Genomic DNA, 25,890 nt, shown 5'->3' with positions numbered 1-25,890 from the left:
CGATCGTACGCTTGATCAGCTCCGGTATCGCGAGTTGCGGCATCTCCCTGGAGCAAAACTTCGAGTTGTCGAGCCTGCTCGTGATCGAAGGAATCCGCGTAGCTGCCGAACGCAACAATGGCACTGCCCCCTCCTCGCACAACGATTTGCCTTCGCAGAAAATCGCCAAGCTGACCGACCTCATCGACATCGATAACACGCTGTTCGAAATGATGGGCAACCCGATCCTCGTGATTCTCGTGCGCAGCCTGGCACTTCAATCCTTGCTCAGTAAGAGGTGGGAGGATCTTTCCTACTTCTCAGGCCAGGTGCCCTCGGCCATGCAAGCGTGCAGCCTGGAGATCTCGCGTGCCGTCCGAATGGGCGATGCAATGGCTGCCGTCAGTGCGGCCAGGCGCAAAAGCGAATTGATGAAGCGCGAAATCATGGGGGCTCATGAGTATCGTCGAACCCGCTCCCGCCACTCCGGATTCCGAACGGCCCGACAGACTGGACCCGCATCTGATACGTGTCGCCGGCGTAGTAGTGCTGGGCGCATTCATGTCGATCCTCGACACGACAATCGTCAATGTTGCGATCCAGGGTCTGACAACATCCTTCCAGGCTCCGCTGGAAACCACCCAGTGGATTTCGACCGGCTACATGCTAGCCCTTACTACGATCATCCCTCTGGCAGGTTGGGCGGCCGACCGCTTCGGCACCAAACGCCTGTACCTGATCTCGATCCTGCTGTTTTTAATCGGATCCGCCTTGTCCGGCGCCGCCTGGTCGATGTCATCGCTGATCCTGTTCCGCGTGCTGCAGGGGCTCGGTGGCGGCATGATCCTGCCCACCGGCATGACGCTCCTGAGCCTTGCCGCCGGCCCACAGCGCATGGGGCGCCTGATGGGCATCATCGGACTGCCCATGGTGCTGGGCCCGATCCTGGGCCCGACCTTGGGCGGGTGGTTGGTGGATGACGTTTCCTGGCGCTGGATCTTCCTCATCAATCTGCCGGTCGGTGCGATTGCGTTGTATGTCGCCTACCGTGTACTTGATCCTGACGAATCCAAACCCCAGCACACCCTGGACTGGCGCGGCTTGTTGCTTCTTCCCCCAGGGTTGGGGATCTTCATCTATGGCCTTACGCAAATCACCGCTGCCGGCAGCTTCAACTCAATGACAGCCGATGCCTGTGCACTGGCAGGTGTGGCAATGATCGTCGGGTTCATCCTGCATGCCCGGCGGCGCGACAATGCGCTGATCGACGTCCGGCTGTTTGGTCGTCGGACCGTGGGTGCCGTCGCCTTCACCACCTTTTTGTTGAGCGCAGCCGCTTTCGGCATGTCCCTTTTGTTTCCCCTGTATTTCCAGATAGTGCGTGGCTATTCGGCTTTCGACACCGGTCTCCTGGTCGTCGTGGAAGGGCTCGGGGCGGTGCTTTCAATGCCAACGGCGGGTTATCTGGCCGACAAGATCGGGGCCGGAAAAGTGGTGTTATTCGGCATCTTGTGCACGGCATGTGCTGTTCTGGGCCTGAGCATGGTCGAAAATACAACACCGCTCTGGAGCATTGAAGTGATGCTGTTCATTGTGGGCTTTGGCAAAGGCGCGACCATGATGCCTGCGACGAGCGCGGCGCTCAGTACATTACAAAAGCACGAGATCGCTCGTGCCACGAGTGGGCTGAACGTTTTGCAGCGAGCCGGTGGCGCGCTCGGCACGGCGTTGCTGGCAGTGATCCTGACGCGTGGGATAGCCACCTCCGCTCCAGGCAGCAGCGCTGGAGAGTTGGCCTCGGGAGTCGCTGCGACCGCGCAGCTCAATCTCTCGCTCGGGCTCGAACAGGTATTCAGCCACGCTTTTCTTTGGGCGCTCGCTCTCATCGTGTTGTCGGGGTTCGCCGCCCTATTCTTGCTGAGCAAAACGGCGGTAGAAGGCAATGGGGATGCGCCCTCTGCGCAGCGGATCAGTGAAGGGAGCTCTCGGGCAAACACCTGACTGGAACGTGTCCCGCGCCTTGAAAGCCAACAAGTTCATGGCCTCGCGGAACGCTTAAATCCCTGCCCGCAATTCCCGCGGCGAGAGGCCATAATGCGAACGGAAGCGCACTGCAAAACGAGAGGCCGAGGCGTAACCACAGGTCCCGGCAATTTCACCGATGGGGCGAGAAGTGGTCTGCAGCCATTGCAGCGCAGTCGCCAATCGAACGCCCTCCAGAATATTGCGGAAACTGTCCCCTTCATTTGCCAATTGGCGACGCAACGTCGACTCACCCAGGTTCAGGTGTTGTGCGACGTCCGCCACCGTCCAATCTCTCTGCGGGTTGCCCATGACCAACTGCTGTACACGTTCGCAAAGTGGATCGTTGCGCCCCATCAGCAAGGGGCCGAGTTGGCCGCCAAGGCACAGGCCCAGGAGAACCGCTTCCCCATAATGTGTGCGTAATACAGGCGGGGCGTCCGCGCTGATGGCAGCCAGCAACTGATCCCATGCCTGTATCGTGTGCCTGTCCAGGGGAACGCATAGATCACTCTTCAGTGCACCGCGACGGCTCATGATCTGCTGGCTATAACGGGTACTGAAGCTGCGCAATGTCGAGGCGGGAAAGGTCACCGCATCGGCGATGTAGTGGCCGTGGAGACCGGGCAGGTTTGAGAGACCCAACTCGCGCCCGGCCGGCATCAGTATCAGATGTTGCGGCCCGGCGCGCATCTCCCGGCCATCCCACTGCAACAACTTTTCCCCTTGTCGTACTCGACACAAAGTCGTCACGAACACCGGCACCCTTGACAAGGTCAGGGGCTGGCGCGCCCGAATGACACACGCATCGATAATATTTTCCCGGTGCTGTACGCCCTCACAAGGGTGCATCGTGCTTAACGTCCGTAAGTTGAAGTAATGGTCGCTTTGGCCAAGGCGTTGGCATTGAGCATGTACCCGACCAAAGCCCCGCTGGCCTGGTTGTCGAGCGCTAGCTTATCGACTTTCAATGCCCATACGGTGAATTGATAGCGATGGGGTTTATCCCCAACTGGAGGACACGCGCCGCCAAACTCGGATTGACCAAAGTCAGTTCGCCCTTGTACTGCACCGGCAGGCAAACTCGGCCCCGCCCCTCTTGGCAGGCTATGGACAGAAGCGGGCAGGTTAAAGACCGTCCAATGCCACCAACCGCTACCCGTCGGCGCATCGGGATCGTAGACCGTGATCGCGTAGCTTTTAGTGCCGGTGGGGGCGTTTATCCAGGAAAGCTGCGGGGAGGTGTTGCCGCCTTCGCAACCGAAGCCTTGGAACACTTCCCGCCGGGTCAATGGGCGATTGTCAGCAATGTCCTGGCTGGTCAGTGAAAAGTCGGCGGCATGTCCACTGAATACCACAGCCATGGAAAGTGCAGGCAGGATTGATCTGATGTTCATAGCGACTCCGCTCAAGGCTGAAAATGAAGCGAGAGTCTAGGTTGAACAACGACGGTTTAATGTGCCGAAATGCTCGACAACTGTGCCGAAACGCTCGATTGGTTCAGGCCACCGATCGACGCCCTCTCGAAGAGGTGCGGCTCAAGCTCGATGACCTGGAAAAATATAACTACTGCCCACCCTTTGCGAGCGGTGAGCAGCTGTTTTATCAGAAGTTAAACATTAACGCCGCGTTGACAATCAGGGCCGCCGGCATTTCCTCTTCCGCCACCGTTCCAGGGTTCGTGACGTAAGACGCGGTCGAGATGAAATATATGCCTTGATCCAGTCGATACGCGTACGACACGGCTCCTTGGCTGGTCACTCTCGAAGTGTTTCGAACCCCACCCGCTGCGACAGCATCCTGTAGCTCAGGACTTTCCCAGGACTTGCTGTACCCGACCGAAACCATATCGAATGGTCGGCTCTCGAAGGGAGCCACATAAAAAAGGTTAATCGCAAAATCTTTGGTGTAGATATTGCGGTCCGAGGGCGCCGCATCGACTTTTATATCGAGGTTCAGACCTCCAGGGTTAGTCGCGTTTTTGGTGAGTTGCATCGTCAGGCCGGCATAGGCTGCGTAGTTATCGTCTGATTGCCCCCCGTTGAACTTGGCATAGTCGGTTGTATTGTAGATAAAACCGGCCCGGGCCCAGACAGGCAGGCTAGTGGGGGTCATTGCCGTTTTGTAACCCACTTCATTGACATACATCGGGCCGGTGTCTTTGGTGCCCCACTTCAGCCCCGTAGGATTTCGCTCCAACTCCGTGATGGCACCTTCAGAACTGACGCTATTGGACACCGCAGAGTGGAGATAGAAGTTCTTGGTCCAAGGATCCCTGATGGTAATTTCCGCCGTTGGCGTTGGGGTGAACACACTCATCCCCACCAACGCAGGGATTGAACTCTGCACCCCTTGTGAGACGGTTCCCGCGTTGCCGGTAAGATTGCTTCCGACAAAATCCTGACTCAACAGAAAGTAGCCGGCTTTGAGTTCCAGCGCATTATCCAGCAACGGTACAGTGACCCCCAGAATGGCCACCGCCGGGTCCATATCAGCCGGCTCGCCCTGCCCACCAGAAGAGTTAACCTGAGTCAGGCTACCGGTAAACTGGGAACCCAACGGAAATCCGTTTCGCCCCAAATCATAAGTGACATAGACGTTGCTGATTGTGTAAGCGCTAAGATTTTGCCCGGAATACTTTTGTGGTGTGGAAGAGCTGTACCTGTTTTTAACATCGTAATCCATCGCGGCACTTACCCGACCGCGTATGCCCCAACCTGCGTCAGTCAGCGCGTCTCGAAGACCGAACAAGGTTGGCGAAATGGTATCGCACGTCGTCGGCAAATAGATCGTGCTCATGATCCGGGTATTGGTTTGATCGTATTTGAGACACTTTGAATCGACCGGTGGAAGCGTCGTCCCCTCCAACGGCGGAGGGGTCAGGATTTGCGTTGATTGCACCGTAGGCGCTACGGGTGTCTGCGAACCGTCCTGTGTTTGTGCCTGCGCCCTGCATTCGGGCGCGCTCAGGAAGGTGAACATCGACATCAGCAAGATTACGTTGAGCGTTGACGGCGACCGCGTTGCTGCAAGGCAAGTCTGAAGCACAGCCTCTCTCTTATCATTCATGTAGAGCACGGTGTTCCCCTTATTATTATTTGAGTAGCGGTGACTGCTACGAGTGCTCATGATCCGCTCTGCATTCTCAAAAAATAGGTGCATCTATCGCGACATTTGCCCCGGACTGTTTTCCCTCGTGATGGGTAAAAAGGGGTGGTCCACTCGTCACTTTTCCTGAAACCATCGATTTTCCTGACGCCCCCGCGTGTTTCCCGTTGCCCGTTTTTGATGGGCAGTCCGCGTTCGCCAGCGGTATTGATACACCTATATCCCACCGATATTTCGATGCCTAATCGTGACTGGCTGCCAACAGCGTCATGGGTTCCAGCCACAGCGAGCCAGGCCATACCTGGCGGGGCCGTTGCAACGAAAGGAGGTGGGCGTTGATTACCGTTAAAGACATTGCATTTGTGCGCTACCAGGTTCCCGACCTGGAATGCATGGAACAGTTTTTGGTCGACTTTGGACTGCATCGGGTCGCGCGCACCGAGCGCACTCTGTTCATGCGGGCGGCGGGCGCCGAACATCATGTGCACATCAGTGAACTTGGAAACAAGAGCGCTACCGTAGGGTTCGGGCTGGTGGCTCAGTCGCTTGCCGACCTGGAACGACTCGCCACGCACTTGAATCTGTCTGTAGAGGACAACCCCGAACCCGGTGGCGGCAAGCGTGTGCGCTTCACCGATCCGGCAGGGTTCGTGGTCGATGTCATTCACGGCCAGGCGCGCCATGAACCTTTGGCGGCGCGCGAGCCACTGGCTATGAATCCGTCAGTGCGGCGCCAGCGCTTCGGCGAAAAGGTCCGTGTGGCACGCCAACCGAGTTCGGTCGTACGCCTGGGGCACGTAGCGGTGCTGGTGCCGAACTTTCAGGAAACGCTCGCGTTCTATCGCGACGTGCTGGGCTTCCGTCCCTCGGACACCTACTGGGCCGGCGACAAGCAGAACACCATCGCCGCCTTTCTGCACTGTGGCCTCGGAGAGCAGTGGACCGACCATCACACCATCGCGCTAGTGGCTGCGCAGGATGGCATCGCACGTTTCGATCATTGCGCGTTCGAGGTGCTGGATCTGGACGATCTGTTCCAGGGCGGCGAATACCTCCGGGAACGTGGCTACACACATTCATGGGGTGTAGGTCGCCATGTTCAAGGCAGCCAGATCTTCGATTACTGGCGTGATCCGTTTGGCAACAAGATCGAGCACTGGACCGACGGAGACCTGGTCAACGACGGCATGCCCGTAGGCCACGCCGAAATCTCCAACAACGAAATGAGCCAGTGGGCCCCGCCGTTGATGCCGGAATTCTACGAGTGACCCTATCGTCTTTTTTCAGGAAGCCTTCATGAAGCTTGCGCGTTATTCCTACGGCAGTACCTTTCACCCGGGTGTCACGAGCATCGGCATTGTCGTGGGTAATCGTGTCGTGCCGCTCTCGGCACTCGATCCAGCGGCGCCTGACACCATTCGTGAGGTGCTCGCCGAAGGGCCGATGTATATCGAGTGGCTTGCGCAACGGCTCGAGGGCGCGACGGGCGGGGTTCCGCTCGCCGAAGTCCGGCTCGAAGCGCCGATTCCCGACCCACAGAAATACCTCGCCATCGGCATGAACTACCACGATCACGCCGAGGAAGCGGCACGGGCCGGGATCGCGGTGCCGAAAAACCAGCTGTGGTTCAACAAACAAGTCTCATGCATCACCGGACCGTACGATCCGATCTACAAGCCACACGTCTCGCAGATGATGGATTACGAAGCCGAACTGGGTGTCGTGATCGGGCGACGCTGCCGCTACGTGTCTGTCGATGAAGCGGCGAGCGTGGTCGGCGGCTACTTCGTCGCAAACGACGTGACGGCACGCGACTGGCAGTTCAAGAGCCAGACCTACACCCTCGGCAAGTCCTTCGACAGCCACGGGCCGATCGGTCCATGGATCACCACGGCCGATGAGATTGCCGACCCCCACGCGTTGCAGATGAATCTGTGGGTCAATGGCGAGCCGCGCCAAAGCACCAGCACGGGGGGCATGATCTACAACATCTGGCAGCAGATCCACGAGCTCTCGCAAGTCATGACACTGGAGCCAGGTGATCTGATTGCAACGGGCACCTGCGCAAACGTCGGCATAGCACTGGGGAAATTCCTGCAGCTTGGGGACGTAGTGCGCGTGGAAATCGAACACCTGGGCTATATCGAAAATACGGTCGCCGTCGAACCGACAGGGACGGTCCTTAGCGATACCTACTTTGCCCCCAAAAGGGCCTGGTGATGCGACAGACGCCGCCGCGTCACAACCCATTGTGCAAACAATAAAGACAGGAGACGTCCCATGACGATCGAACTCAAGCCCGGCGTGCGCTATCGCATGCCCGCCGTATTCGGCCCCGCGCCAGGGCCCCGCCAGAAAGCCGATGGCACCCTCTGGAGGCCGGAAGAAACCGGCACGATGAACGCACAATGGATGACCGTGAGCTACCGCACCGAGCGTTCAAGCCTGGAGCGCATCCTGCCGCCAGGTTTCGCGCTGCGCGGCGAGCCGCAGGTCCATATCTCACTGGCGTATTTCCATAACCTCTGGTGGCTCGCCGGCCGGGGCTACGGCATTCTCAACGTAGAAATACCGGCGATCTATACCGGTCGTAGCGAGACAATCGAAGGGTCATTTTGTCCTGTCCTGTTCGAAGGCGTTGCCGACGCGATCATGACGGGCCGGGAGGAGTTGGGTTTTCCCAAGCTGTTTGCGGATATCCCACTTCCGGACATCGATCACGCAGCGGGGACGGCTGGTGGCGAGGCCTCGTGGTTTGGTTTCAGATTCTTCGAGATCGAATTGAACGGCCTTGCCGAAACCTCGAGCGACAAGCGTCTTCCCGGACCTGGCGGCGCGTCGTTGTTCTATAAATACATGCCACGCACCGGACCTTTGGGCAGCGGTGGCTGCGATATCGCCTATGCAACCACTTCGCAACCTTTGCCGGGTGCGACAGGCGATACTTCGCCGATCAAATTCACCGATGCGAACTTCCGCAAGTGGAAGGGAACGGGCGGCTCAGTGAAATGGAATCGCGCGACGTTCGAACAATTGCCGACGACCTTCCATGTGGTCAATGGTCTGGCGGACCTGGAGATCCTCGAATACCTGGGTGCAGAGATGATTGAATTTTCCGGACCGGGCATCGGTGTCAGTGCCAATGTGATTCGGCCTGTGGAATAACCGCAGGTTGGCGTTTTCGCGATCGGATTTGGGGGCTTGGTATTTACTTGTTTTGGCGTGTATATCCATTTCTGCGGTAACGGCCGCTGGCCTCGCCTAGGCTCGGCATGCCCGCACTCTGGCCATCATGGTTAACGGTGCGCCCCAGACCAAAAGCTTAGCGAGGCAGCCTGACAGCCGACCTGTTTTTTGATTGATCGCGTTTCCCCTGTGGGAGCGAGCCTGCTCGCGAAGGCGGTGCCGCAGCAGATGAAGATGTCGAATGTGCCGGCCTCTTCGCGAGCAAGCTTTGCTCCCACAGAGCTGATGGGTGTACGACCAGGAGAACCAGGTCGGCTGTAAGGCCGCCTCGCGGTGGACGTTGATTTCGGCGCCCCGTTAGCGAGGTGCCGAGTGGTGGGGCAAAAGCGCTTTGGTTACTTTCGCCTGGGCCGGCATTCCGGCTTTTCGAAAGTGACCCGCTGTAAGAGCGGAACCGCCCGCAGCCGTTACCACAGAATTCAGCCCTCGCAGTGTTCACCTTGCATCCATGTCAACGGGTACTGGCCACTCTGGCGGATAACCCGGTAGCAGCGCCGCCGCCACAACCGCGACCATCGTAAGCCCGATGAGGATTGCAAACGGAATGAAGTAGCTCCCGACCGCCAGTGCCATGACGCTGGCAACGAAGGGGGTCAGGCCAAAAGACAGCGAGCAGATTGCCAACGTCAAACCCTGGAGTTGTGCGAAGGCTTTGGGGCCGAAATAACGAGCAATCAGGAATGGGCCAAGCGCTGACTCCGCGCCAGTGGCAAATCCCAGAGCACCCATTGCTATATACAACAAAGGAACCGAGCCGTGATTGCCGTAAGCGATGATCAGCCCCATCGGCACCATCGCGAGCAAGGGCGCGATGATCCATGGCCGGCGACTGCGATCAAGGACCATGCCGCCGATCAGAAGGCCCACGATCGAAGCCATGAATAGGATGGATTGCGAAAGTGCGATGTCGCCTAAATCAAAGCCACGCTGCTGGAAGAAATCAACGGAGTTCTGGCGCACGGTCATGGGGCCCGCCGCCGTAATCGCCAGGAAGAAAGTGATCGATATCCAGGTCCTTGTCTTGATGGCGGCTCCAAGGGATACGCCAGGTACATCATGCTTGCGCAACGACGCTACGGGCATGGGAAGGAACCTGCCAAGCGTACGGCCGGCAGGCTCTGAAATCAGAAAGAGTCCCGAGGGAATGCCCAACACGGCAATCAAGCCGGCCATCACGAAGTAGGCCCCGCTCCAACCGATGCCACCGGGTTGGCCAAGCGCAGAAACCGCTCCGTCACCTCCCGAACTTCCATATATCAACCATTGGAACACTGGCGAAAATACCGCCCCGGTAAAACTTGAAAGAATGCCAATCAGTGCAAACCCGATGCCTCGATGCTCGGGAAACCAGCCGGTGATGACTTTGAAAACCACCGCGAGACTGCACATGAAACCAAACATCGCAGCCAGGATGATCAGCGGAGCAAGCAACCACGGTGCGCCACTGGCGAGGGGGATCAGCGCTGTCGTCGCCGCGTATAGAATCACGGCGGGAATCGTGACGGCCCTTGCCCCCCAGCGATCTACCCATGCACCTGCGATCGGCAGGATGAGTGGGCCGAGCAACAGCGGCATCGCAACAAAGATCAGGATCGCTTCAGATTGCGTTTGGTGTGTCGCTGCTGAAAAGGCAGCTGTCACGAAGGGGGTAATGGCCGAAAAACCTGCCGGGCTGATGACCATCAAGACCAGAGCGCCCAACAAAGCCCTGCGGGCTTTTCCGGGGGCACCAACCAGATCTGCAAAATACGCTCGTAGTGTTTTTTTCTGAAGCGGAGAAGTAGAAGAGATCTGCGCCTGTCCCATGGACATGAGTCCTTTTTATTGGTTTTTATTGATTTTATTAGTGCACGCCTATTACTGATTAACCTGAAGTGTGAATGCCTGGCCCTGGGGAGCGACATCGCGGCATCGACCCGTATAGCGCTCACCGCCCTGCTCTTCATCCTGTGCCCAGGTGTTGAAGCAGGGTCGTGCATACCATTGCCAGGATTGACCACAATGTCGCGCCAGCGCGCCGATTTCACTTAAGCCGAAGGTTTTGGAATCAACGGTGCCTGCATTTTTTGGAAGGCGCTCCAGTGCTCAATGAGCTTTCCACCGCGGACCCGAAAGGTGGTGAGGATGTACCAATCGTAAGTCTGCCCCCGCGCGACGGGATCCGGCATCGGATGCCTGAACATGACACACCCCAGTTCGCCTTCGACGGTCACACTCACCACCGGAGGAGCCGTGCCTCTGTCCAGGGGAGCCTTGCGCAAATACTCGATCAGATTGTCCCGACCGTTGCCCAACGCATTCGGGTCATGCTGGATATATTCGTCGCCGACGAACTTCGTCATGACGGCCGCGACATTTTCCTCGACCGTCTTGTCGCGGACGATCTTGGCAAGCGCCACCTGAAAATCGATGAGAAGACGCTTTGTCGCGGCGACTTCCGGAGAGGGCGATGCCGACACTGCCGCCAGATAATCTTCCCTGTCCAGCCAGGTTTCATAGAGCTTGGGGTCGTGGATCTGTGCGATACCGTCAATGATCATGAAATCGCTCATGGACTTACATCCCCTTCTCTTCAGTATGGGAACGTTCCGGCACTGCGCCGGCGAACATGGGGAACGGTTTGAGACCCAACAGCCGCCTGCCATTGACCTCGGCTTGCGGATCCAGCCGAACGGCGCCATGGGAAGTCAGGACGCGGACGTCGCGGACAAAACGCTGGATGGGATTGCTCAGCGACATGGTCGATGAGCCGATGGTCTTTTGCAGCAGGCTGATGGCGTCTTCGCAAAGGCTGGCAACGTAAGCGAGGTTCAAACTGATTTCTGAATCTTCTTCAGGTGTAAAGTCGAGGCCTGCCGCAGTCCTGGCATCAACCTGATCGGCGTAGCTCTCGATCACGGCCGCAGCGACGTTGATCATGGCGAGCGCCTTGCCAGCCGCGACTTGCGCCGATGCCATATCCGCGATCGTTGGATAGGGCAGCGTGAACGGCTGGCGTTTTTTGGCCTGTTCCACGAAGCAACTGAGCGCCCCGCGAGCCATGCCGAGCGCAATCGACATGTCACACAAGGACACCGTCGTGAGCATGGCAAGCCCGCGCTGCTGATAGGCGATGCCCTGGTATCGCGTGTGCAGATGCTGAAAGCGCACAGGGTATTCGGCCAGGTCGAGGAATCGATGATCGGGTACAAACACCTCTTCGGCAATGGCAAGACTATTACTGGCGCTGCCCGACAACCCCATGACATGCCAATCATCGACGATTTCATACTTGGAACGATCGACGACAACAACGCCACGTCCCGTACCGCCTGCGGTCTTCGGATCGTAGGTGATCCCCAACATTGCCCACTTGGCATGTTTGCAGCCACTGCCAAAAGCCCAGCGCCCCTTCACCATCCAGCCGCCGTCGACCTTACGGCCATCCCCGACTTTTGTGGCGAAGACGGACGCGCCAACGACCGTCGGGCCGACCCAGTCTCGCGTGTCTTCAAGAACTTCCTTGACCACCTCGGCATCGAGCGCCAGCAGGTTTTTTATCCCTACTGCGACAAAGCCGGCCCAGCCGGCCGATCCATCCGCTTCGCCCAGGGTGGCAATAATGTCGACCAGATCCCGTGTGCCCAGCGCGTAGCCACCCCATTCAGTGGGCATGGCCATCTTGTAGATACCGATCGCCTCGAGCGCCGTGAGCACATCCGGCGTCAACGCCCCAATCTGCTCGCCTTCGCGCGCCTGTTCCCGAATCAGGGGAATGAGTGCCCTGGCCTTATCCCGAATCTCGCGGCCCAACTCGCTCAGCCATTGCGACTCGACCGGCGCCGCCGGGACAAAGGGCGGCATACCAGGCATTGGGGGTAATCCAGGCACGGGGGGCATCCCGGAAACGGGAACTCCGGGCGCAGACGGCATACCGGGCATTGGCGACAAGTTACTGGACATCGTTGAGCTCCTCTTATTTTGGCCAAGAATTTCGGCTGCAACCAGACTGTACTGTACAGTACAGTCCTGTCAATTGCTTTTTTTGAAGGAAAGGTCGTTAGGTTCCCTGAAGAACGACGCCTATCTAACTAGTTGATTAGTAATGAGTTATTTATCGAAAAGCGAGTGTCGCCCGGTGCATTTGATGCACTTCCCCAAAGCGCCACACAAGCAAGCCATAACGCTGTAGGAGCGGCGCGAAGGTCTGCGTTCTACGGATCCGAGGCGGTTATGAGGTCGCAGTCATCCGAGCGGGTACCGTCTCTTCGAGAGGTGGTTGGAGCTTCCACGGTCTCGGGTACTTCGGGAGCATGGCCGCGAGAATGACCGCGATCACGCCGATGCCGATGAGCACCAGAAGGGGAACGGTGTAGCTGCCGGACCCTGTCTTGACAGCACTGACGAGGTACGGCGACACCGCCAGGGCCGGCGACGTGATCGCGAGGGTCAGGCCTTGCAATGCCGCAAAAGACTTCAACCCAAAGTACCTGGCGATCAATGTCGGGCCGAGTGTGGACTCTGCACCGGTTGCGAAACCGAGCAATGCCATGGAGACATAGAGAAGCAAAGCAGAACCGTTGTTGAAGAGCGCGAGCGCCAGGCCGATCGGCACCGCCGCGAGGAGCACGGCCACGACCCATGGACGGCTTGCCCGATCGAGGACAGCCCCGGCGGCGAGCAGCCCGACAACCGACGTGCCAAAGAGCACGGACAACGCCAGGGACACCGTGGCTGGATCAAGGCCAACCTGACCGTAGAAGTCCACTGCGTTCAGGCGCATTGCAATGGGCCCTGCGGCAGCGAGTGCAAGGAACAACGTGATGAAGATCCACGCACGCGTCGAAATGGCTTTCCTGAACGGCACGCCGGGCATATGGACATCCACGGTCCTGGGCATGACCACGGCTGCGGTTACCTTCGGTTCGGAGACAAGCCAGAGGACAGCCGGGATCCCGATGACGGCGATCGCGCCTGCGATCACATAATAGGTGCCGTCCCAGCCGAGTCCGGCGAACACACCGGGGTCGACAGTGGGAACCACTCCTACGGGAGGTGCATTCGCGGGCATACCGCCGTTCATGCCTGGCATTCTCGGGAGCGACGCTGGAACATTGCCGTTCACGAGCCACTGAAACAGCGGAGAGAAAACCGCGCTAAAGAGGCTGGATGCCACCCCGACGAGGCCAAAACCGATCCCGCGGTGCTCGGGAAACCACCCGGAGATGACCTTGAACGCGATCCCCAGGCTCGCACCGAACCCGAAGATCGAAGCAAGAATGAGCAACGTTCCCAGCAACCAGGGCGAATCCACGGAAAGGGGGATAATCGCCGTAGTCATCGCGTACAGGAGCAGCGCCGGAAACGCAGCACGCTGGGCCCCCAGCCGATCAACCCATACGCCGACGAAAGGCAGGATCAGCGGGCCGATGATCAAGGGCAGCGTGACGAAAAGAAGAATCGCTTCCGGCGGCGGCGTGCCGGTCTTCATCGCGAACGCCGGCACCACGAACGGAGTGAGTGCCGAAAGGCCGGCCGGGCCGATGGCCACAAGGATGAGACTGCCGATCAGTGCTGCCTTGGCTCGGCCGGACGCGTTCATGAAGTCGGTGACGTACTGCTTCCAACTGACTGTCGGTGGAGCGCCGTCGCGGGTCGGTATTGTTCCACCTGATGAATAGGGGGTAGCGGGAGACCCCGTCGGTACAGATAGATTCGCTTGAGACATCGGAACTCCTTGAACTCACTGAACAACTGGCGTCGACGGTGACGGCCGAGCTATTCAGTTATTGTTCGCGCTATTGATTATTGTTATTGGAAATGGCGATCGGGTGCTCTAACGCAACGAGTCTAAACAGGTGATGGCGCCCTCCCAGGTGGTGGAACCTGTGCCTGCCCGGCTCCCGACGCAGGCGAACTCAGGGCTGCAATCATCGGAAAGGGATCCAGGCCAAACATCGCCCGTCCGTTGATTTCCGCCATCGGATCGATGCGGAACGCACCGTGCGTGGCCAGCACATGAATGTCGCGCACGGCGCGCTGCAGCGGATTGCTCAGAACGACGGCTGACGAACCGAGGGCCAGCAGCAAGCCATCGACCACACGCAAGCACTCGTGGATTTGGTGGACAAGATCCATCGTGATCTCGGGCTCATCCCAAGGGAAGAATTCCTCCTGCGCGAGTGCGCGCCGGTCGATCTCGTCGGCATGGCGCCAGAGCACAGCATTGGCCCCATTGATGACCGCACGGGCCTTGGCCGCGACGACCTGGATCGACGCCATCTCCGACATCGTCTTGTAGGGAAGGTTGAATGGCGGTCGTTTCGCCGCCTGCTCGATGAACGAGTCGAGGGCGCCCTGGGCGATGCCGACCGCCAGTGCAGCGAAGGAGCACGTCGTGGCGACCATGCTGCCAATCGGGCTGTGCTTGAAGGCCAGTCCGGAATACTTTCCGCGCAACTCATCCGTCAGTCGTGGCAGGTCGTTGGTGTGGACGACGCGGTAGTCCGGCACGAAGACCTCCTGCTCCGCTCGGACACTGTTCGAGTTCGTCGCTTGCAGCCCCATGACATTCCAGTCGTCGACGATCGTGTATTGGTCGCGTGAGAGGATGCCCATCGCGCGCCGACGCTCTCCGCTTGCCCCATCGTCGTACTCGAACCCAACGGCCCCCCACGCAGCGTGTTTGCAGCCGCTGCCGAAGGACCATTTGCCCTTCACCCAATAACCGCCGTCGACCTTGCGCCCATCGCCGACCTTCGGCGCAAAGACGGTAGCGCCGAACATGATGGGCCCGACCCAATCGGTGATGGACGCGAAGACTTCATCGCGGGCCTTCGAGTCAAAACCCAAGGCGTTCCTCGCGGCGCTTGAGACGATCACGAGCCAGCCGGCCGAGGCATCACCCTGACCGAGTGCTTTCACAACTTCCGCGGAATCGCGTGCGCCCAACGCGTACCCCCCCAGTTCAAGAGGGATCGTGATCTTGAAAGCCCCGACGCGGTCAACCGCCTCGAGCGTGGCCGGCGCAAGCGCTCCGAGCTGCTCGCCTTCGGCCGCATGCTGGCGCAGCAGCGGCAGCATCTCGAGGATCTCATCGCGCATCCGACGCCCCACCTCGCTGAGGTATGGCGACTCGGCAAATTTCTGCTGGTGGGCCGAAGGCCCTCCCAGCGACGGCAATCCAGAAGGGGGCCCCCCTACGGGCGGTTTCATTTCCAAGGTCATCAGTTGTGCCCTACTTTTATTGTGGTTGAGAGTCACGTCAGGACTTGCAGCTTGGGTATGTTCAACTCCCCATCGGGTTCTGACCGGGTACCACCTTGCGGAAGGTGCTCCAGTGTTCGGCGATCTTGCCGTTGTGGACCCTGAAGACGGTGAGGATATTCCACTGGTAAGTCGCGCCCGGCACGACTGGATCGGGCGCGAGTTCACGCATCATGAGGCAGCCGACCTCGCCGTCGAGAATGACACTCACCACCGGCGGCGGCGTCGAGCCGACGATAGGCACAAGCCTGAATTGCTCAATGAGCTTGTCACGGCCATGGCCGAACGCGTTCGGGTCGTGCTGGATGTAGTCCTCGGCGATGTACTTCGTCATCACCTCGGCGACCCGTTCCTGCACCACATTGTCACGGACTATCCGGGAAAGATCGGCTTCGAACTCGATAAGCAACCGCTTGATCGCAGTACGCTCTGGCGACGGGTCGGCGGCGACAGCAGCCTTGAATTCGTCGTTATCGAGCCAGTTGGTGTAGATGGCGGGATCGCTGATCTCAGCAATGCCGTTAACGATCGTGAATCCGCTCACTGGTGGGGTCCTCCCTTCGGACCACCGGGCACAGGCGGTACATCGTGCATGGGCGACAAATGACAGACCATCTTCAGCTCCTCTTATTTTTTTGATCAAGAACTTCGACTGGCATTAGGCTGTACTGTACAGTACAGTCCTGTCAAATGTTTTTTGCGGGGTCGGGAGATAGCGCTTTCCTGGAATACAGCCAGGAGACTAAGCCTTTGATCGTCCCCGTTTATACGTTATAAGGCCGGTGACGGTCGGCGCCCTCGCGCGCCCCTCCAAGCACCTGAATAGACCGCAGCACTTACGGTAGGACCTGAACAATGCCTCACCCGCAACCCCAGATTTCCCGGCCAAAACGAGCGCTGATCATGGCCGCAGCCGTCGATCTTCTTTTGGCTAACGGGTACGAGCGAACGTCGATGGACGCCGTGGCGGCCAAGGCTGGCGTTTCAAAAACAACGGTGTATGCGCACTTCTCCGATAAGCTCGAGCTATTCCACGCAGTCATGGCAGAGGCCGCGTCAGACTTCGCATTCGACCTGGGCAGCGTGGTGGAAAGCCGATCGGTAGCCGATCCGCAAGAGCAACTGATCATTGCGCTGATCGAAGTGGTCAAGGCAGCATCGGCCCCTCAGTTGACCGCCTATTTCCGGGTGCTCATTTCGGAGATCGATCGACGCAGCGAGTTGCAGGCCATTTTTGAGCGGGTTCAGTCGGGGATGCCGGACGTGATCCGGATCCTTGCCTCGCTCATCGTCGAAGTGGCCAATACCCGCGGTTATCGTGTCGAAGACCCGGAGCGATACGCCACGCTGCTGATTCGATTGACTGCACCCGGCACCCAATTCGACACCCTCGTTGCGAACTTCCGCCCGTCGGACGAACTGTTAGCCGCCCATATCAGGCTCATCGTGGACATTTTCTTCGATGGGATAGGCCCCAAGAACAACGAGGCGAAAGTCGCCACCCTACCGCCCGTCTACGTGTACCCCATTCGGACGTTATAGGCATAACGTGCGGCTAGCGCGCCTTGTCACCTCTGGGCATGAAAAAAGCCAGCGCCGCCGCGGCAATGAACAGCGCCGGCACATCGCCGAGTAAATGCCCCATATGCCGGGTCCCATCCATCTCGACGTCGAAGGACTGCACGGCCATGATCGCGCCGTGCACGATGCTCGACCATACCGTGAACCAGATCAGGCTCAGGTGTTTCATCGGATCGCGCGACGCCTTCAGCAGGAACACTCCGAGGGTGGCGTAGATTCCGACAATCATCAGCGGATAGTGGGAATGGCCGCTGTGCCACGCCCAGCCAGACGGCCACAGGTTCATCAGCGGCCAGAACGCGAAGACGGCGATCAGGCCGACAACGATCAAAACCATACGCAAGGCGGCGAGTCGTTGGGTGTCGTTCATGGCTGGCTCCTTGTTGCGGCGTGGCTGTCGCCGCAATGAGTGCCAGGAGTATAGAACGCGCCTGTAACGCACACCGGCCTCCCCATGCCGTCAGTCGCCTGGGCCCTCCCGAGCGACTTGTCGATCATCCAGCCTCGCTCACCCGCTCCAGCCAGGCCTTGTGCGCAGCACTTGTATCGTCGGGCAAGTTGCGCAGGTAAGCCTGTAGCTCCGCCTGCATACCGAACACCTTCCATATCAGCGGCGCCAAGCGCGATGCAGGGTTGCCCGCCTGCTCCAACTCGCGCAGCCACTGCAGGCTGCGCTCCTTGTATTCGGCGAGTACGTCCGACTGGTAATCGTGGGCCTTGCCCAACCCGGAGATGTACATCAGCTTGGCGACCTCCACCGTGGGCCAATGAAGGGCCATGTTGAGCGGCCAGTCGAGCATGGCACGCTCCCCCCACATCGCGGATTTGGGCATGCGCCCGTTCGCCAGCAGCGTCAACATGAAGGCCTGGCCCAGCTCGGTCAGGTAGACCGGCAGGACCTCGGCGGTGGGGTGCAGGTAGAACGAATCCACGGGCGTCTCGCGACTCAGGCCAATGCGGGCAAGCAAGCGCTGCTCAAGGTCGAGTACCAGCGCACCGATATCAGCCTTCACCGCGCTGCCGCTTTCGGTAGTTTGCCTGGTGCGGGTCGCGCAGTCCCAGAGGCTCAGGGAAAGCTGCCATTGGGCTTGATCACCCTCACCCGAACAGCCGATCTCGCCGGTGATGAAGGACTTCATCGTCGGCGGCACGATATCGAAAAGCGCTTGGCCGTCGGCTTCACACCCCGACAGCACCGGGCCGCCGCCTTCCACGATTTGGATATAGCAAGTGCCTACATGGTCGCTCCAGTAGTGCACGGCTTCGGCCAGGTATAGAAGAATCGCGCGCGAGAAGCGTCCCAGTTCATCCTCCCGTTGCGATTCGGCGCGTACTGCCCCGTCTGTGCTTTTGGACAGCGCGAAGAAACCGATTTCCGATGCCCCTTCCGGTTTCTGCGCGAAGAACCAATCGGCGTTGCGCAAACCGTAGTGCCAGATCGGCTGGCTCAATGCCAACGTCGCGAACTGCAGGTTTTCAGGATCCACCGGCACGCCTTGGGCGTCCTGCTTGTGCATTTGCTGGAAGGCTTGGGCAAACTGGTCGAGCTGGCTTTTGATCGGCACAAAACCCAGGGCATACAGGCGGGCGAGCAGCGCCTCGCCTTCGGCCGCTTGGCCAAGTTCCTGATAGGCGCGCAGCAAGTTGATACCGGCCATGGGGTCGTGTTTGTGCTCATCGTAGACGGGCTCGACCAACTCGATGATCAGTGGAATCTGGCCGTTGTTACCCAAGTCGCCCGAGATCATCATCAGCGCGCTGCCGTCGAACGTACCCGCCGTCAGCACCTGCGTGTAAAACACGCGTGCCGATTCGACATCCTTCTGTTCCAGGCAATGACGCGCCAGCCACAAGGGCGCACGCCAACTGCCGGGTAACGCAGCCACGGTACGCAGTGCTTCGAGATAACCCGCCTCGCCGGCCTTTTCCCGCTGAATGGCCGCCCACCACAACAGGCCATTCTCTTGATTCGGGTCGGCTTGAACCGCGTGCCAAAGCGTTTCGTCGGCAAGCGCCTGCTCGCCTCGGTCGCTGAAGACCTTGGCCAGGTTGGTCAGCAAGGTGCCTGTCGCGCCCACTTTCGCCATCCCCGTGCGCAGCGCGTTTTCGGCGGCATCGAGTTGGCCGTTCTCCAGCAACACAATGCCCTGGATGACATGGCTGCGCTCGGGATTGCTGTCGATCTCGACCAGTTGTGCCGCGGCCGGGATCAAGTCAGCGACAAAACCATCATTCAAACCCGAGATGATCAGGCTGTAGAGCTCGTCGGCAGAATTCCATTTCTCTCGCAGGTTTGGCAGGAAGACGTTGTTGCGCCACTCGTTGCGGGTGATCTGCATCTCGCGACCGTAGCTGTCGTAGACCGTGATCAATTCACTCTCGTCCGGCTGGGGCGGTGGCGCGTCAGTGTGCGCGGAAGAAACCGGTGTCGACGTGCTGGATTTCTTGCCGCTCAGAGCGGACAGGATGCGTTTGAACATAAGGGCAGTGACACCGTTTCTGAGTTTGTCGGCACGGTGTTCTTGGGATGGAAGTTTGCAGTCTTGTTGTGAGCGGCCGACAGCTTTGCGCATTCACTTGCAGAGAGCGACGGACAAACGTGGACAAGCCAAGAGCAACGATGGGGAAGTTGGCATTTAAGCACAATTTAAAACCCGACTTTGCGCAGAGCCTGGGCGTTGATCGTTCCCCCGTGGCGAGGGGATTTATCCCCGTTGGGCTGCGCAGCAGCCCCAGAACCGTCTTCGCGGTGTGCCAGCTTCGGTTCAGCCTCCCAAGCCAGTGATCAGATGCACCACACCGTTGTCCAGCGTCATCACGCCTGCCACACCGGCGGCACTCAAGCCCATCCGATCGATCCGCGCCACATCCCGCAGTTCCACCCGCAGCCGCGTCAGTGCCACGGGCTGATGGGTCTTGAGGTTTTCCGCACCGCCCAACGCAGCGATGATGGCCGGCGCCAGCCCATCTACCGAGGCCGGTCGCTTGGGCTCTTCCGGCACCAGGTCCGGGGTCAGGGCTTTCCAGAATGCCTGTTGCAGTTTGTCGAACATGTTCAATGCTCCATGGCCAGGGTGGCCGGGGTGGCCGTGGATGAATGAGTACGCAGGAGGTCACGCACCTGCTCGGCGCTTTCCTGGCCCAGGGCCTGTTGGGCCAGCGTACGGCACTCGCTAAGGTTCCATTCACGCACGCAGGCCTTGATCGCCGGAATCAGCGGCACACTGACCGATAGCTCATCCACGCCCAGCCCCAGCAGCACCGGCACCGCCAGGGGTTCCGAGGCCAGCGCACCACACACACCGACCCATTTGCCATGGGCACGGGCGGCCTCGGCCGTACGGGCGATCAGGCGCAACACCGAGGGATGCAGGCTATCGGCCTGGCTGGCCAGGCGTGGGTGGTCACGGTCCATGGCCAGGGTGTATTGGGTCAGGTCGTTGGTGCCGATGGAGAAGAAATCCACTTCTGGGGCAAACAGGTCGGCCATCAGCGCCGCCGCCGGCACTTCGATCATGATGCCCAGCTTCGGCGCCTGTTTGAGTCCCAGGTGGCGGACCTCTTCGTCCAGCATCTGCCGCGCCAGGCGCAGCTCTGCCAGTTGCGTGACCATGGGCAGCATGATGTGCAGCCGCGCCAGCCCCGAACAGGCGAGAATGGCCCGGAACTGTTCACGCAACAACTGGGGGCGCTCCAGGCACAGGCGAATACCGCGCATGCCGAGGAATGGATTGGCCTCATGAGCCATCGGCACATAGGCCAGCGGTTTGTCCCCGCCCACATCCAGGGTACGTACCACCAGATTGCGCTCAGGCCCCAGGGTCCGGGCGACGGCGCTGTACAGGGCCGCTTGCTCGTCATGGCCAGGAGGGTGTGCGCGATCCAGGTAAAGCAGTTCGGAGCGCAACAGCCCGACCCCTTCGCCGCCCAGGCTCATGGCCTGCTCCACGTCCCGCAGCGACCCGACATTGGCGCTGACCTCGACTCGATGACCGTCAAGGGTGCGAGCCGCCTGGGCCGATTGTTCGAGGTCACGCTGATGCCGCTGGTGCTGTCGGTCACGAGTGGCCTGGAGTTGCTCGACCAGGGCTTGATCCGGGTTCACGTGCAGTTCGCCATTGTCGGCATCCAGCAACACCCGGGTGCCGTTATCCAGGGCCAGCACGGGGTGCGCCACGCCACACAACGAGGGCAGGCCCAGCGCACGGGCGAGGATCGCAACATGGCTAGTGGCGCCGCCACCCACGGTGACGAAACCGGCGATGCGTGAAGTGTCGAGGCTGGCGGTCTGAGAGGGCGTCAGTTGCTCGGCCACCAGGATCGACCGTTCAGGCAGGTTCCAGGCGTTGTCCTGAACCCCCAGGATCAGCTTGAGCACCCGTTGCCCGACGTCGGCCAGGTCCGCTGCGCGCTCGGCCAGCAAAGCGCTGCCCAATTGCTGGAACAGCGCAGCGCTCGCCTCGGTAGCGGTCCTCCAGGCGAACGCCGCGCTCTTGCCCTCGGTGATCAAGGCTAGGGCCTGCTCCAGCAAGGTGGGGTCTTCCAGCAACTCTTGATGGGCGCGAAAAATCTGCGCCTGAACGCTGCCCGCCGCCTCGTCCTGCAACGCCTTCAAGGCTTGCGTCGCTTGCTCCAGCCCTTGATCCAGGGCGGCCTGCTCAACCTCGATGCCGGCCCCCTTCTCCTCGATATCCAACACCTGGGAGGCGACCTGGACCACTTCACCAAACGCCGAACCGGGCGACGCACAGACACCCCGCAGCCGACCAGGTATCGATGGCTCGTCGGTGACGGTCGGCGCCGGCGTCAGCGGCGCTTGCACCGTTTCGCCGCACCCCGACAACAGCAAGTGTTCCAACGCTTCGATGGCCTGTCCGGCCTGAGGGCCGGCGGCGCTGATCTGCACACTGTCGCCCTTGGCCGTCTGCAACGCCATGATCGCGACCAGCGATTTGGCATTGGCGCCGGCTTGCTGCTTATGCAGTTGGATATTGGCATCAAACCCCTTGGCCGCCTGGGCGAACACCGCGGCAGGACGGGCATGCAGGCCACTTTCATTGGGCACGATCAGCGGCTTGGAAAACAGCACCGAGCCCTGCTGCGCCTCGTCGACAGGCCCCTGTTCCGCTGGGCACACACGCAACAACGGAGCACCACTCTCGATACAGCTCGCCCCGTCCCCGAGCAGACTGAAGGGTTCGCCGCTGACCACCAGCATCAGCGTCAACAGGCTTCGCGCATGCAGGGCGATGTAATCGGCATCGAAATCGATCAGCGGCTGGCCGGCCTCGACCCGTTGCCCCATGGTCACCCGCGAGGTGAACCCCTTGCCCGCCAGATTGACCGTGTCCAGGCCAATATGCATCAGCACCTGGACGCCGTTATCAGCGGTGACACTCACCGCATGGGCGCTGTCCTGAAGCGTGCCGATGACACCGGACAGCGGTGCGCAAAGGGTCTGCGAGGTCGGATCGATGCAGATGCCATCCCCCACTACTCGGCTGGAGAAGACCGGATCCGGCACGCTGTCCAAGGGCATCAAGACCCCGGACAACGGTGCGAGCAATTGCAAAGGTTGCGTTGTGTTCATGAGACTTCACCTGCTGCTGTCTGTTCTTTTTGGCATCGCGGGCACGCAGAGATCAGCGACCCGCGCTACACGGGTCATTTCCACCAGTATTCGACTTGCAGGCCCACGTTGGAACCATGTCGCGCACCGCCAAATACACCGGTGTCCGACAGCGCCGAACCGGCTGCCAGTTCATTGGCTGCACGCTTGGCCGCCTCGTTCCAACTGGCGTAGGTGTAGTAGAGGCGTATTTCCGGGCGAGCCCAGAATTCCGGGCCCTTGGGCGACCAGGTGGGCGCAAAGGTGAATTTGCTCAGCTTGCGAGTTCCATCGCTGGCCTGAACCTGGTCATGGCCCAGTTCAGCCACCAGCTTGAACTGATCGGTGATGGCGTATGCCGGGCGAACCCCCAACGACAGCCAGTCCTGGTCAGCACCATCGGGGCGGATGTCCTTCTGGTACACCGCTTGCACCTGCCCGCCGAAACGTGGCGTGACCTGCCAATCGAAAAACTCCACCAGACGATAACTCTTGTTGCTGTCGTCCAATCCGGTGTCGCCGGTATAACCCAGCCCGGTGCCGGGCCCCTCGCCATATTGCAAGGCCAGTTTATTCTTCCCACCCAGGAAGTCCTGTTGCACATGCTGGGCGGTCAAGGCCCAGCCGCGATGGGCGTCGCGACGGTCCGCCCGGTCGATGAAGCTCAGGCCAAACTCCAACTCGCCACCGGGGTTGGCCTTGAAACCGGCGACGTTGAAGTCATGCCGGTTGACCGGGTCTTTCTGGTACAGGTTGTCCTTGCGCGAGAAGGCGTAGCTGTATTTCAACCCGCCGATCAGCACGTCCTCGATCCCGCCACCGGTAGCACTCTGGTTCCAGTAGTAGAAATCCGAGATATGGATGTCGTTACGTTTGTAGTAACGCCGACCGGCCCACAGCGACCCGCCGTTCAGGCTGGGCATGTTCGACCATTGGGCATACATCTGCGGCATGCGTGCCGAGCCGTTTTCACCCTGGAAAGTCGGCGTGCGGTCATAGCGGTTGTACAGCGACGCCATGCCGTCCACGCTCAACACCGAGCCATCGTCGAGGGTGAAAAGATCCTGGCGCAGTTCCAGTTCCCCGTACTGCTCGCATTCATTGCCCAACCGATATTTAGTCTGCGCCCCGGGCAACTGGAAGCAGGATTGTGAACGACCATTGGTCGCGCTGCCGACGCCGCTGCGCAGATAACCGGAAAACTCCAGGGCCTGAACCGGGAACGGCAGCGCCAGGCAGATACAGGACGCGGCAAGGCCACGGTTTATTATTGTTTTCATACGCCTCTCCATTATTTCTTATTGTTTTTTTGCTCCATGACTTCCCCCCTTGGCCGCCATTTGGCTGACGAAAAAGGGCCCACGATGCGTCTGGCGCAACGTGTTCGCTGTCAGGCATTGCCTGGGTCAGGGGAAGTTTTTATTCAGTCGCTCAGGTGCAACACAAACGACTCGTAAGGCCGCAAGCGCAGCCGTCGGTATCGGTGTTCGCCGGCCTCGTAGTTGCCGATCACCCAGCGTTGTTTCGTGTCATGGGTGAGGACCCCTTCGGGCAGTTCCACCTCGCAGTCGCCTCCATAAAAATGGCTGACCACCAACAGGCGCTCGCCTTGCCCTTCGCGCAGGTACGCCCACACGTGTGGATGTTCGGGCAATAGCAGGCGGTAGACGCCGTCCTGGATCAAGGCTTCGCTGCGGCGCAGGGCGATCAATTGACGGTAGTAATGCAGCACCGAGGTCGGGTCTTGCTGTTGCTGCTCGACGTTGATGAAAGCGGCGTTGGCGGGCACGCCGATCCAGGGTTCGGCCCGGCTGAAACCCGCGTTCGGCCCGGCATTCCATTGCATCGGCGTGCGCCCGTTGTCACGGGACTTCTGCATGATCGGCGCCATGGCGTCGGCCTCCGACACCCCGGCGTTGCGCTTGAGACGATAGATGTTCAGGGTTTCCACATCGCGATACTGCTCGATGTGCTCGAAGCCCGGATTGGTCATCCCCAACTCCTCGCCCTGGTACACGAACGGGGTGCCCTGGAGAAAGTGCAACGCCGTGGCGAGCATCTTCGCCGAAGGCTCGCGGTACTCACCGTCATCGCCGAACCGCGACACCACCCGCGGCTGGTCATGGTTACACCAGAACAGCGCATTCCAACCGTCACCGGCCTGCATGCCGACTTGCCAGTCGGACAGGATGCGTTTGAGTTCGAGAAAATCGAAGTCGGCCCGCACCCACTTTTGCAGGTTCGGGTAATCCACCTTCAAGTGATGGAAATTGAACGTCATAGACAGTTCACGGGACGCCGGACACGAATAGCGAACACAGTGTTCGAGGCTGGTGGACGACATCTCGCCGACGTTGATCAGGTCGAACCCCTCGAAGACTTCCCGGTGCATTTCCTGCAGGTAGCGATGCACGTTGGGGCCGTCGGTGTAGAAACGCCGGCCATCGGTATGGTCGTCAGGGAAGTCGGCCGGTTTGGAGATCAGGTTGATCACATCGAGACGAAAGCCCCCCACCCCCTTGTCCCGCCAGAAACGCATCATCTTGAACACTTCGGCGCGCACCTGGGGGTTGTCCCAGTTCAGGTCGGCCTGGGTGTGGTCGAACAGGTGCAGGTAATACTGGCCGGTCTGTGCTTCGTACTCCCAGGCCGAACCGCCGAACTTGGATTCCCAGTTGTTCGGCTGGTCCCGCCAGATATAGAAATCGCGGTACGGATTGTCGAGGCTGCTGCGGGCGGCCTGGAACCACGGATGCTCGATGGAGGTGTGATTGACCACGATGTCGAGCATCAGCTTGATACCGCGCTTGCTCGCTTCGGTAATCAATAATTCGCAATCGGCCATGGTGCCGTAGCTGGGGTCGATGGCGTAGTAGTCGCTGATGTCGTAGCCGTTGTCCCGTTGCGGCGAACGCAGGAACGGTGTCAGCCACAGGTAATCCACACCCAGCCAGTGCAAGTAGTCGAGCTTGTCCACCACCCCTCGCAAATCACCGGTGGCCTGGCCGCCATGGCTGTAGAAACTCTTGGGGTAGATCTGATAGATCACCGAGCGTTGCCAGTCTTGCATGTGCGTTTCCTTCAGTCTGTTTTGTACCGGC

20 protein-coding genes are annotated in these 25,890 nt (G+C 59.8%); 5 read left to right on the top strand and 15 right to left on the bottom strand.

The window, feature by feature from the left end; all coding sequences use genetic code 11:
* Nucleotides 1-435: 435 nt before the first annotated feature.
* Nucleotides 436-1,980, top strand: coding sequence for a DHA2 family efflux MFS transporter permease subunit (locus KI235_RS05490; protein WP_043042532.1), 1,545 nt, complete (start codon nt 436-438; stop codon nt 1,978-1,980).
* Between the two features lie 54 nt (nt 1,981-2,034).
* On the opposite strand, the gene KI235_RS05485 is transcribed toward KI235_RS05490, so the two are convergent.
* From KI235_RS05485 to KI235_RS05475, 3 genes are all read right to left on the bottom strand, one after another.
* Nucleotides 2,035-2,853: a helix-turn-helix transcriptional regulator gene (locus tag KI235_RS05485; RefSeq protein WP_039010639.1), complete on the bottom strand. Its 819-nt coding sequence runs from the start codon at nt 2,851-2,853 to the stop codon at nt 2,035-2,037.
* 5 nt (nt 2,854-2,858) lie between these two features.
* Complete coding sequence (locus tag KI235_RS05480) at nt 2,859-3,398, bottom strand: kinase inhibitor (protein ID WP_013692345.1); 540 nt, start codon at nt 3,396-3,398, stop codon at nt 2,859-2,861.
* A gap of 208 nt (nt 3,399-3,606) precedes the next feature.
* Nucleotides 3,607-5,130, bottom strand: coding sequence for a carbohydrate porin (locus KI235_RS05475; RefSeq protein ID WP_158307170.1), 1,524 nt, complete (start codon nt 5,128-5,130; stop codon nt 3,607-3,609).
* 314 nt (nt 5,131-5,444) lie between these two features.
* Here KI235_RS05475 and KI235_RS05470 point away from each other — a divergent pair, with 314 nt between their 5' ends.
* The 3 genes from KI235_RS05470 to KI235_RS05460 are packed head-to-tail and all read left to right on the top strand — an operon-like array spanning nt 5,445 to nt 8,274.
* Nucleotides 5,445-6,377, top strand: coding sequence for a VOC family protein (locus tag KI235_RS05470; RefSeq protein WP_013692343.1), 933 nt, complete (start codon nt 5,445-5,447; stop codon nt 6,375-6,377).
* A 28-nt stretch (nt 6,378-6,405) separates the two neighbouring features.
* A complete protein-coding gene (locus KI235_RS05465) occupies nt 6,406-7,329 on the top strand; it encodes a fumarylacetoacetate hydrolase family protein (protein ID WP_212795582.1) in 924 nt (307 codons plus the stop codon).
* A gap of 60 nt (nt 7,330-7,389) precedes the next feature.
* Entirely contained in the window at nt 7,390-8,274 is an 885-nt protein-coding gene (locus tag KI235_RS05460) for an acetoacetate decarboxylase family protein (protein ID WP_013692341.1), read from the top strand.
* 516 nt (nt 8,275-8,790) lie between these two features.
* Here KI235_RS05460 and KI235_RS05455 read toward each other — a convergent pair.
* From KI235_RS05455 to KI235_RS05430, 6 genes are all read right to left on the bottom strand, one after another.
* On the bottom strand, nt 8,791-10,161 hold the full coding sequence (locus tag KI235_RS05455) for an MFS transporter (protein WP_212795581.1): 1,371 nt from the start codon (nt 10,159-10,161) through the stop codon (nt 8,791-8,793).
* 221 nt (nt 10,162-10,382) lie between these two features.
* A complete protein-coding gene (locus KI235_RS05450) occupies nt 10,383-10,907 on the bottom strand; it encodes a nuclear transport factor 2 family protein (protein ID WP_212795580.1) in 525 nt (174 codons plus the stop codon).
* 4 nt (nt 10,908-10,911) lie between these two features.
* Nucleotides 10,912-12,207, bottom strand: a complete 1,296-nt coding sequence (locus tag KI235_RS05445) for an oxidoreductase (RefSeq protein ID WP_013692337.1) — start codon at nt 12,205-12,207, stop codon at nt 10,912-10,914.
* A 358-nt stretch (nt 12,208-12,565) separates the two neighbouring features.
* Complete coding sequence (locus tag KI235_RS05440; protein ID WP_013692335.1) at nt 12,566-14,062, bottom strand: MFS transporter; 1,497 nt, start codon at nt 14,060-14,062, stop codon at nt 12,566-12,568.
* Nucleotides 14,063-14,184: 122 nt separating this feature from the next.
* On the bottom strand, nt 14,185-15,438 hold the full coding sequence (locus KI235_RS05435) for an oxidoreductase (RefSeq protein WP_039012722.1): 1,254 nt from the start codon (nt 15,436-15,438) through the stop codon (nt 14,185-14,187).
* Nucleotides 15,439-15,622: 184 nt separating this feature from the next.
* Nucleotides 15,623-16,144 (bottom strand): nuclear transport factor 2 family protein, encoded by a 522-nt coding sequence (locus tag KI235_RS05430; protein WP_013692333.1) that lies wholly within the window; start codon nt 16,142-16,144, stop codon nt 15,623-15,625.
* 359 nt (nt 16,145-16,503) lie between these two features.
* Here KI235_RS05430 and KI235_RS05425 point away from each other — a divergent pair, with 359 nt between their 5' ends.
* Nucleotides 16,504-17,142, top strand: a complete 639-nt coding sequence (locus tag KI235_RS05425) for a TetR/AcrR family transcriptional regulator (protein ID WP_200889243.1) — start codon at nt 16,504-16,506, stop codon at nt 17,140-17,142.
* Between the two features lie 13 nt (nt 17,143-17,155).
* Here KI235_RS05425 and KI235_RS05420 read toward each other — a convergent pair whose 3' ends face one another.
* The 6 genes from KI235_RS05420 to treC all read right to left on the bottom strand — a co-directional run bounded on the left by KI235_RS05420 (nt 17,156) and on the right by treC (nt 25,859).
* Nucleotides 17,156-17,551 carry a DUF6632 domain-containing protein gene (locus KI235_RS05420; protein WP_013692331.1) on the bottom strand — a complete coding sequence of 132 codons (396 nt, stop codon included), beginning with the start codon at nt 17,549-17,551 and terminating at the stop codon, nt 17,156-17,158.
* Nucleotides 17,552-17,675: 124 nt separating this feature from the next.
* The gene (locus KI235_RS05415; protein ID WP_212795579.1) at nt 17,676-19,661 is read right to left on the bottom strand and encodes a tetratricopeptide repeat protein; all 1,986 of its coding nucleotides are present in this window, start codon (nt 19,659-19,661) and stop codon (nt 17,676-17,678) included.
* A gap of 285 nt (nt 19,662-19,946) precedes the next feature.
* Complete coding sequence (locus KI235_RS05410; protein ID WP_027913137.1) at nt 19,947-20,234, bottom strand: PTS transporter subunit EIIB; 288 nt, start codon at nt 20,232-20,234, stop codon at nt 19,947-19,949.
* Between the two features lie 2 nt (nt 20,235-20,236).
* Nucleotides 20,237-22,771: a phosphoenolpyruvate--protein phosphotransferase gene (ptsP, locus tag KI235_RS05405; RefSeq protein ID WP_027913136.1), complete on the bottom strand. Its 2,535-nt coding sequence runs from the start codon at nt 22,769-22,771 to the stop codon at nt 20,237-20,239.
* 74 nt (nt 22,772-22,845) lie between these two features.
* Complete coding sequence (locus KI235_RS05400; protein WP_013692328.1) at nt 22,846-24,069, bottom strand: carbohydrate porin; 1,224 nt, start codon at nt 24,067-24,069, stop codon at nt 22,846-22,848.
* A 143-nt stretch (nt 24,070-24,212) separates the two neighbouring features.
* Nucleotides 24,213-25,859 carry an alpha,alpha-phosphotrehalase gene (gene treC, locus KI235_RS05395; protein WP_212795578.1) on the bottom strand — a complete coding sequence of 549 codons (1,647 nt, stop codon included), beginning with the start codon at nt 25,857-25,859 and terminating at the stop codon, nt 24,213-24,215.
* Nucleotides 25,860-25,890: the final 31 nt, after the last annotated feature.

Source organism: Pseudomonas sp. St386 (assembly GCF_018325865.1).
In the GTDB taxonomy this organism is placed as follows: Bacteria; Pseudomonadota; Gammaproteobacteria; order Pseudomonadales; family Pseudomonadaceae; genus Aquipseudomonas; species Aquipseudomonas brassicacearum.
This window is presented reverse-complemented; position numbering and strand designations above follow the sequence as displayed.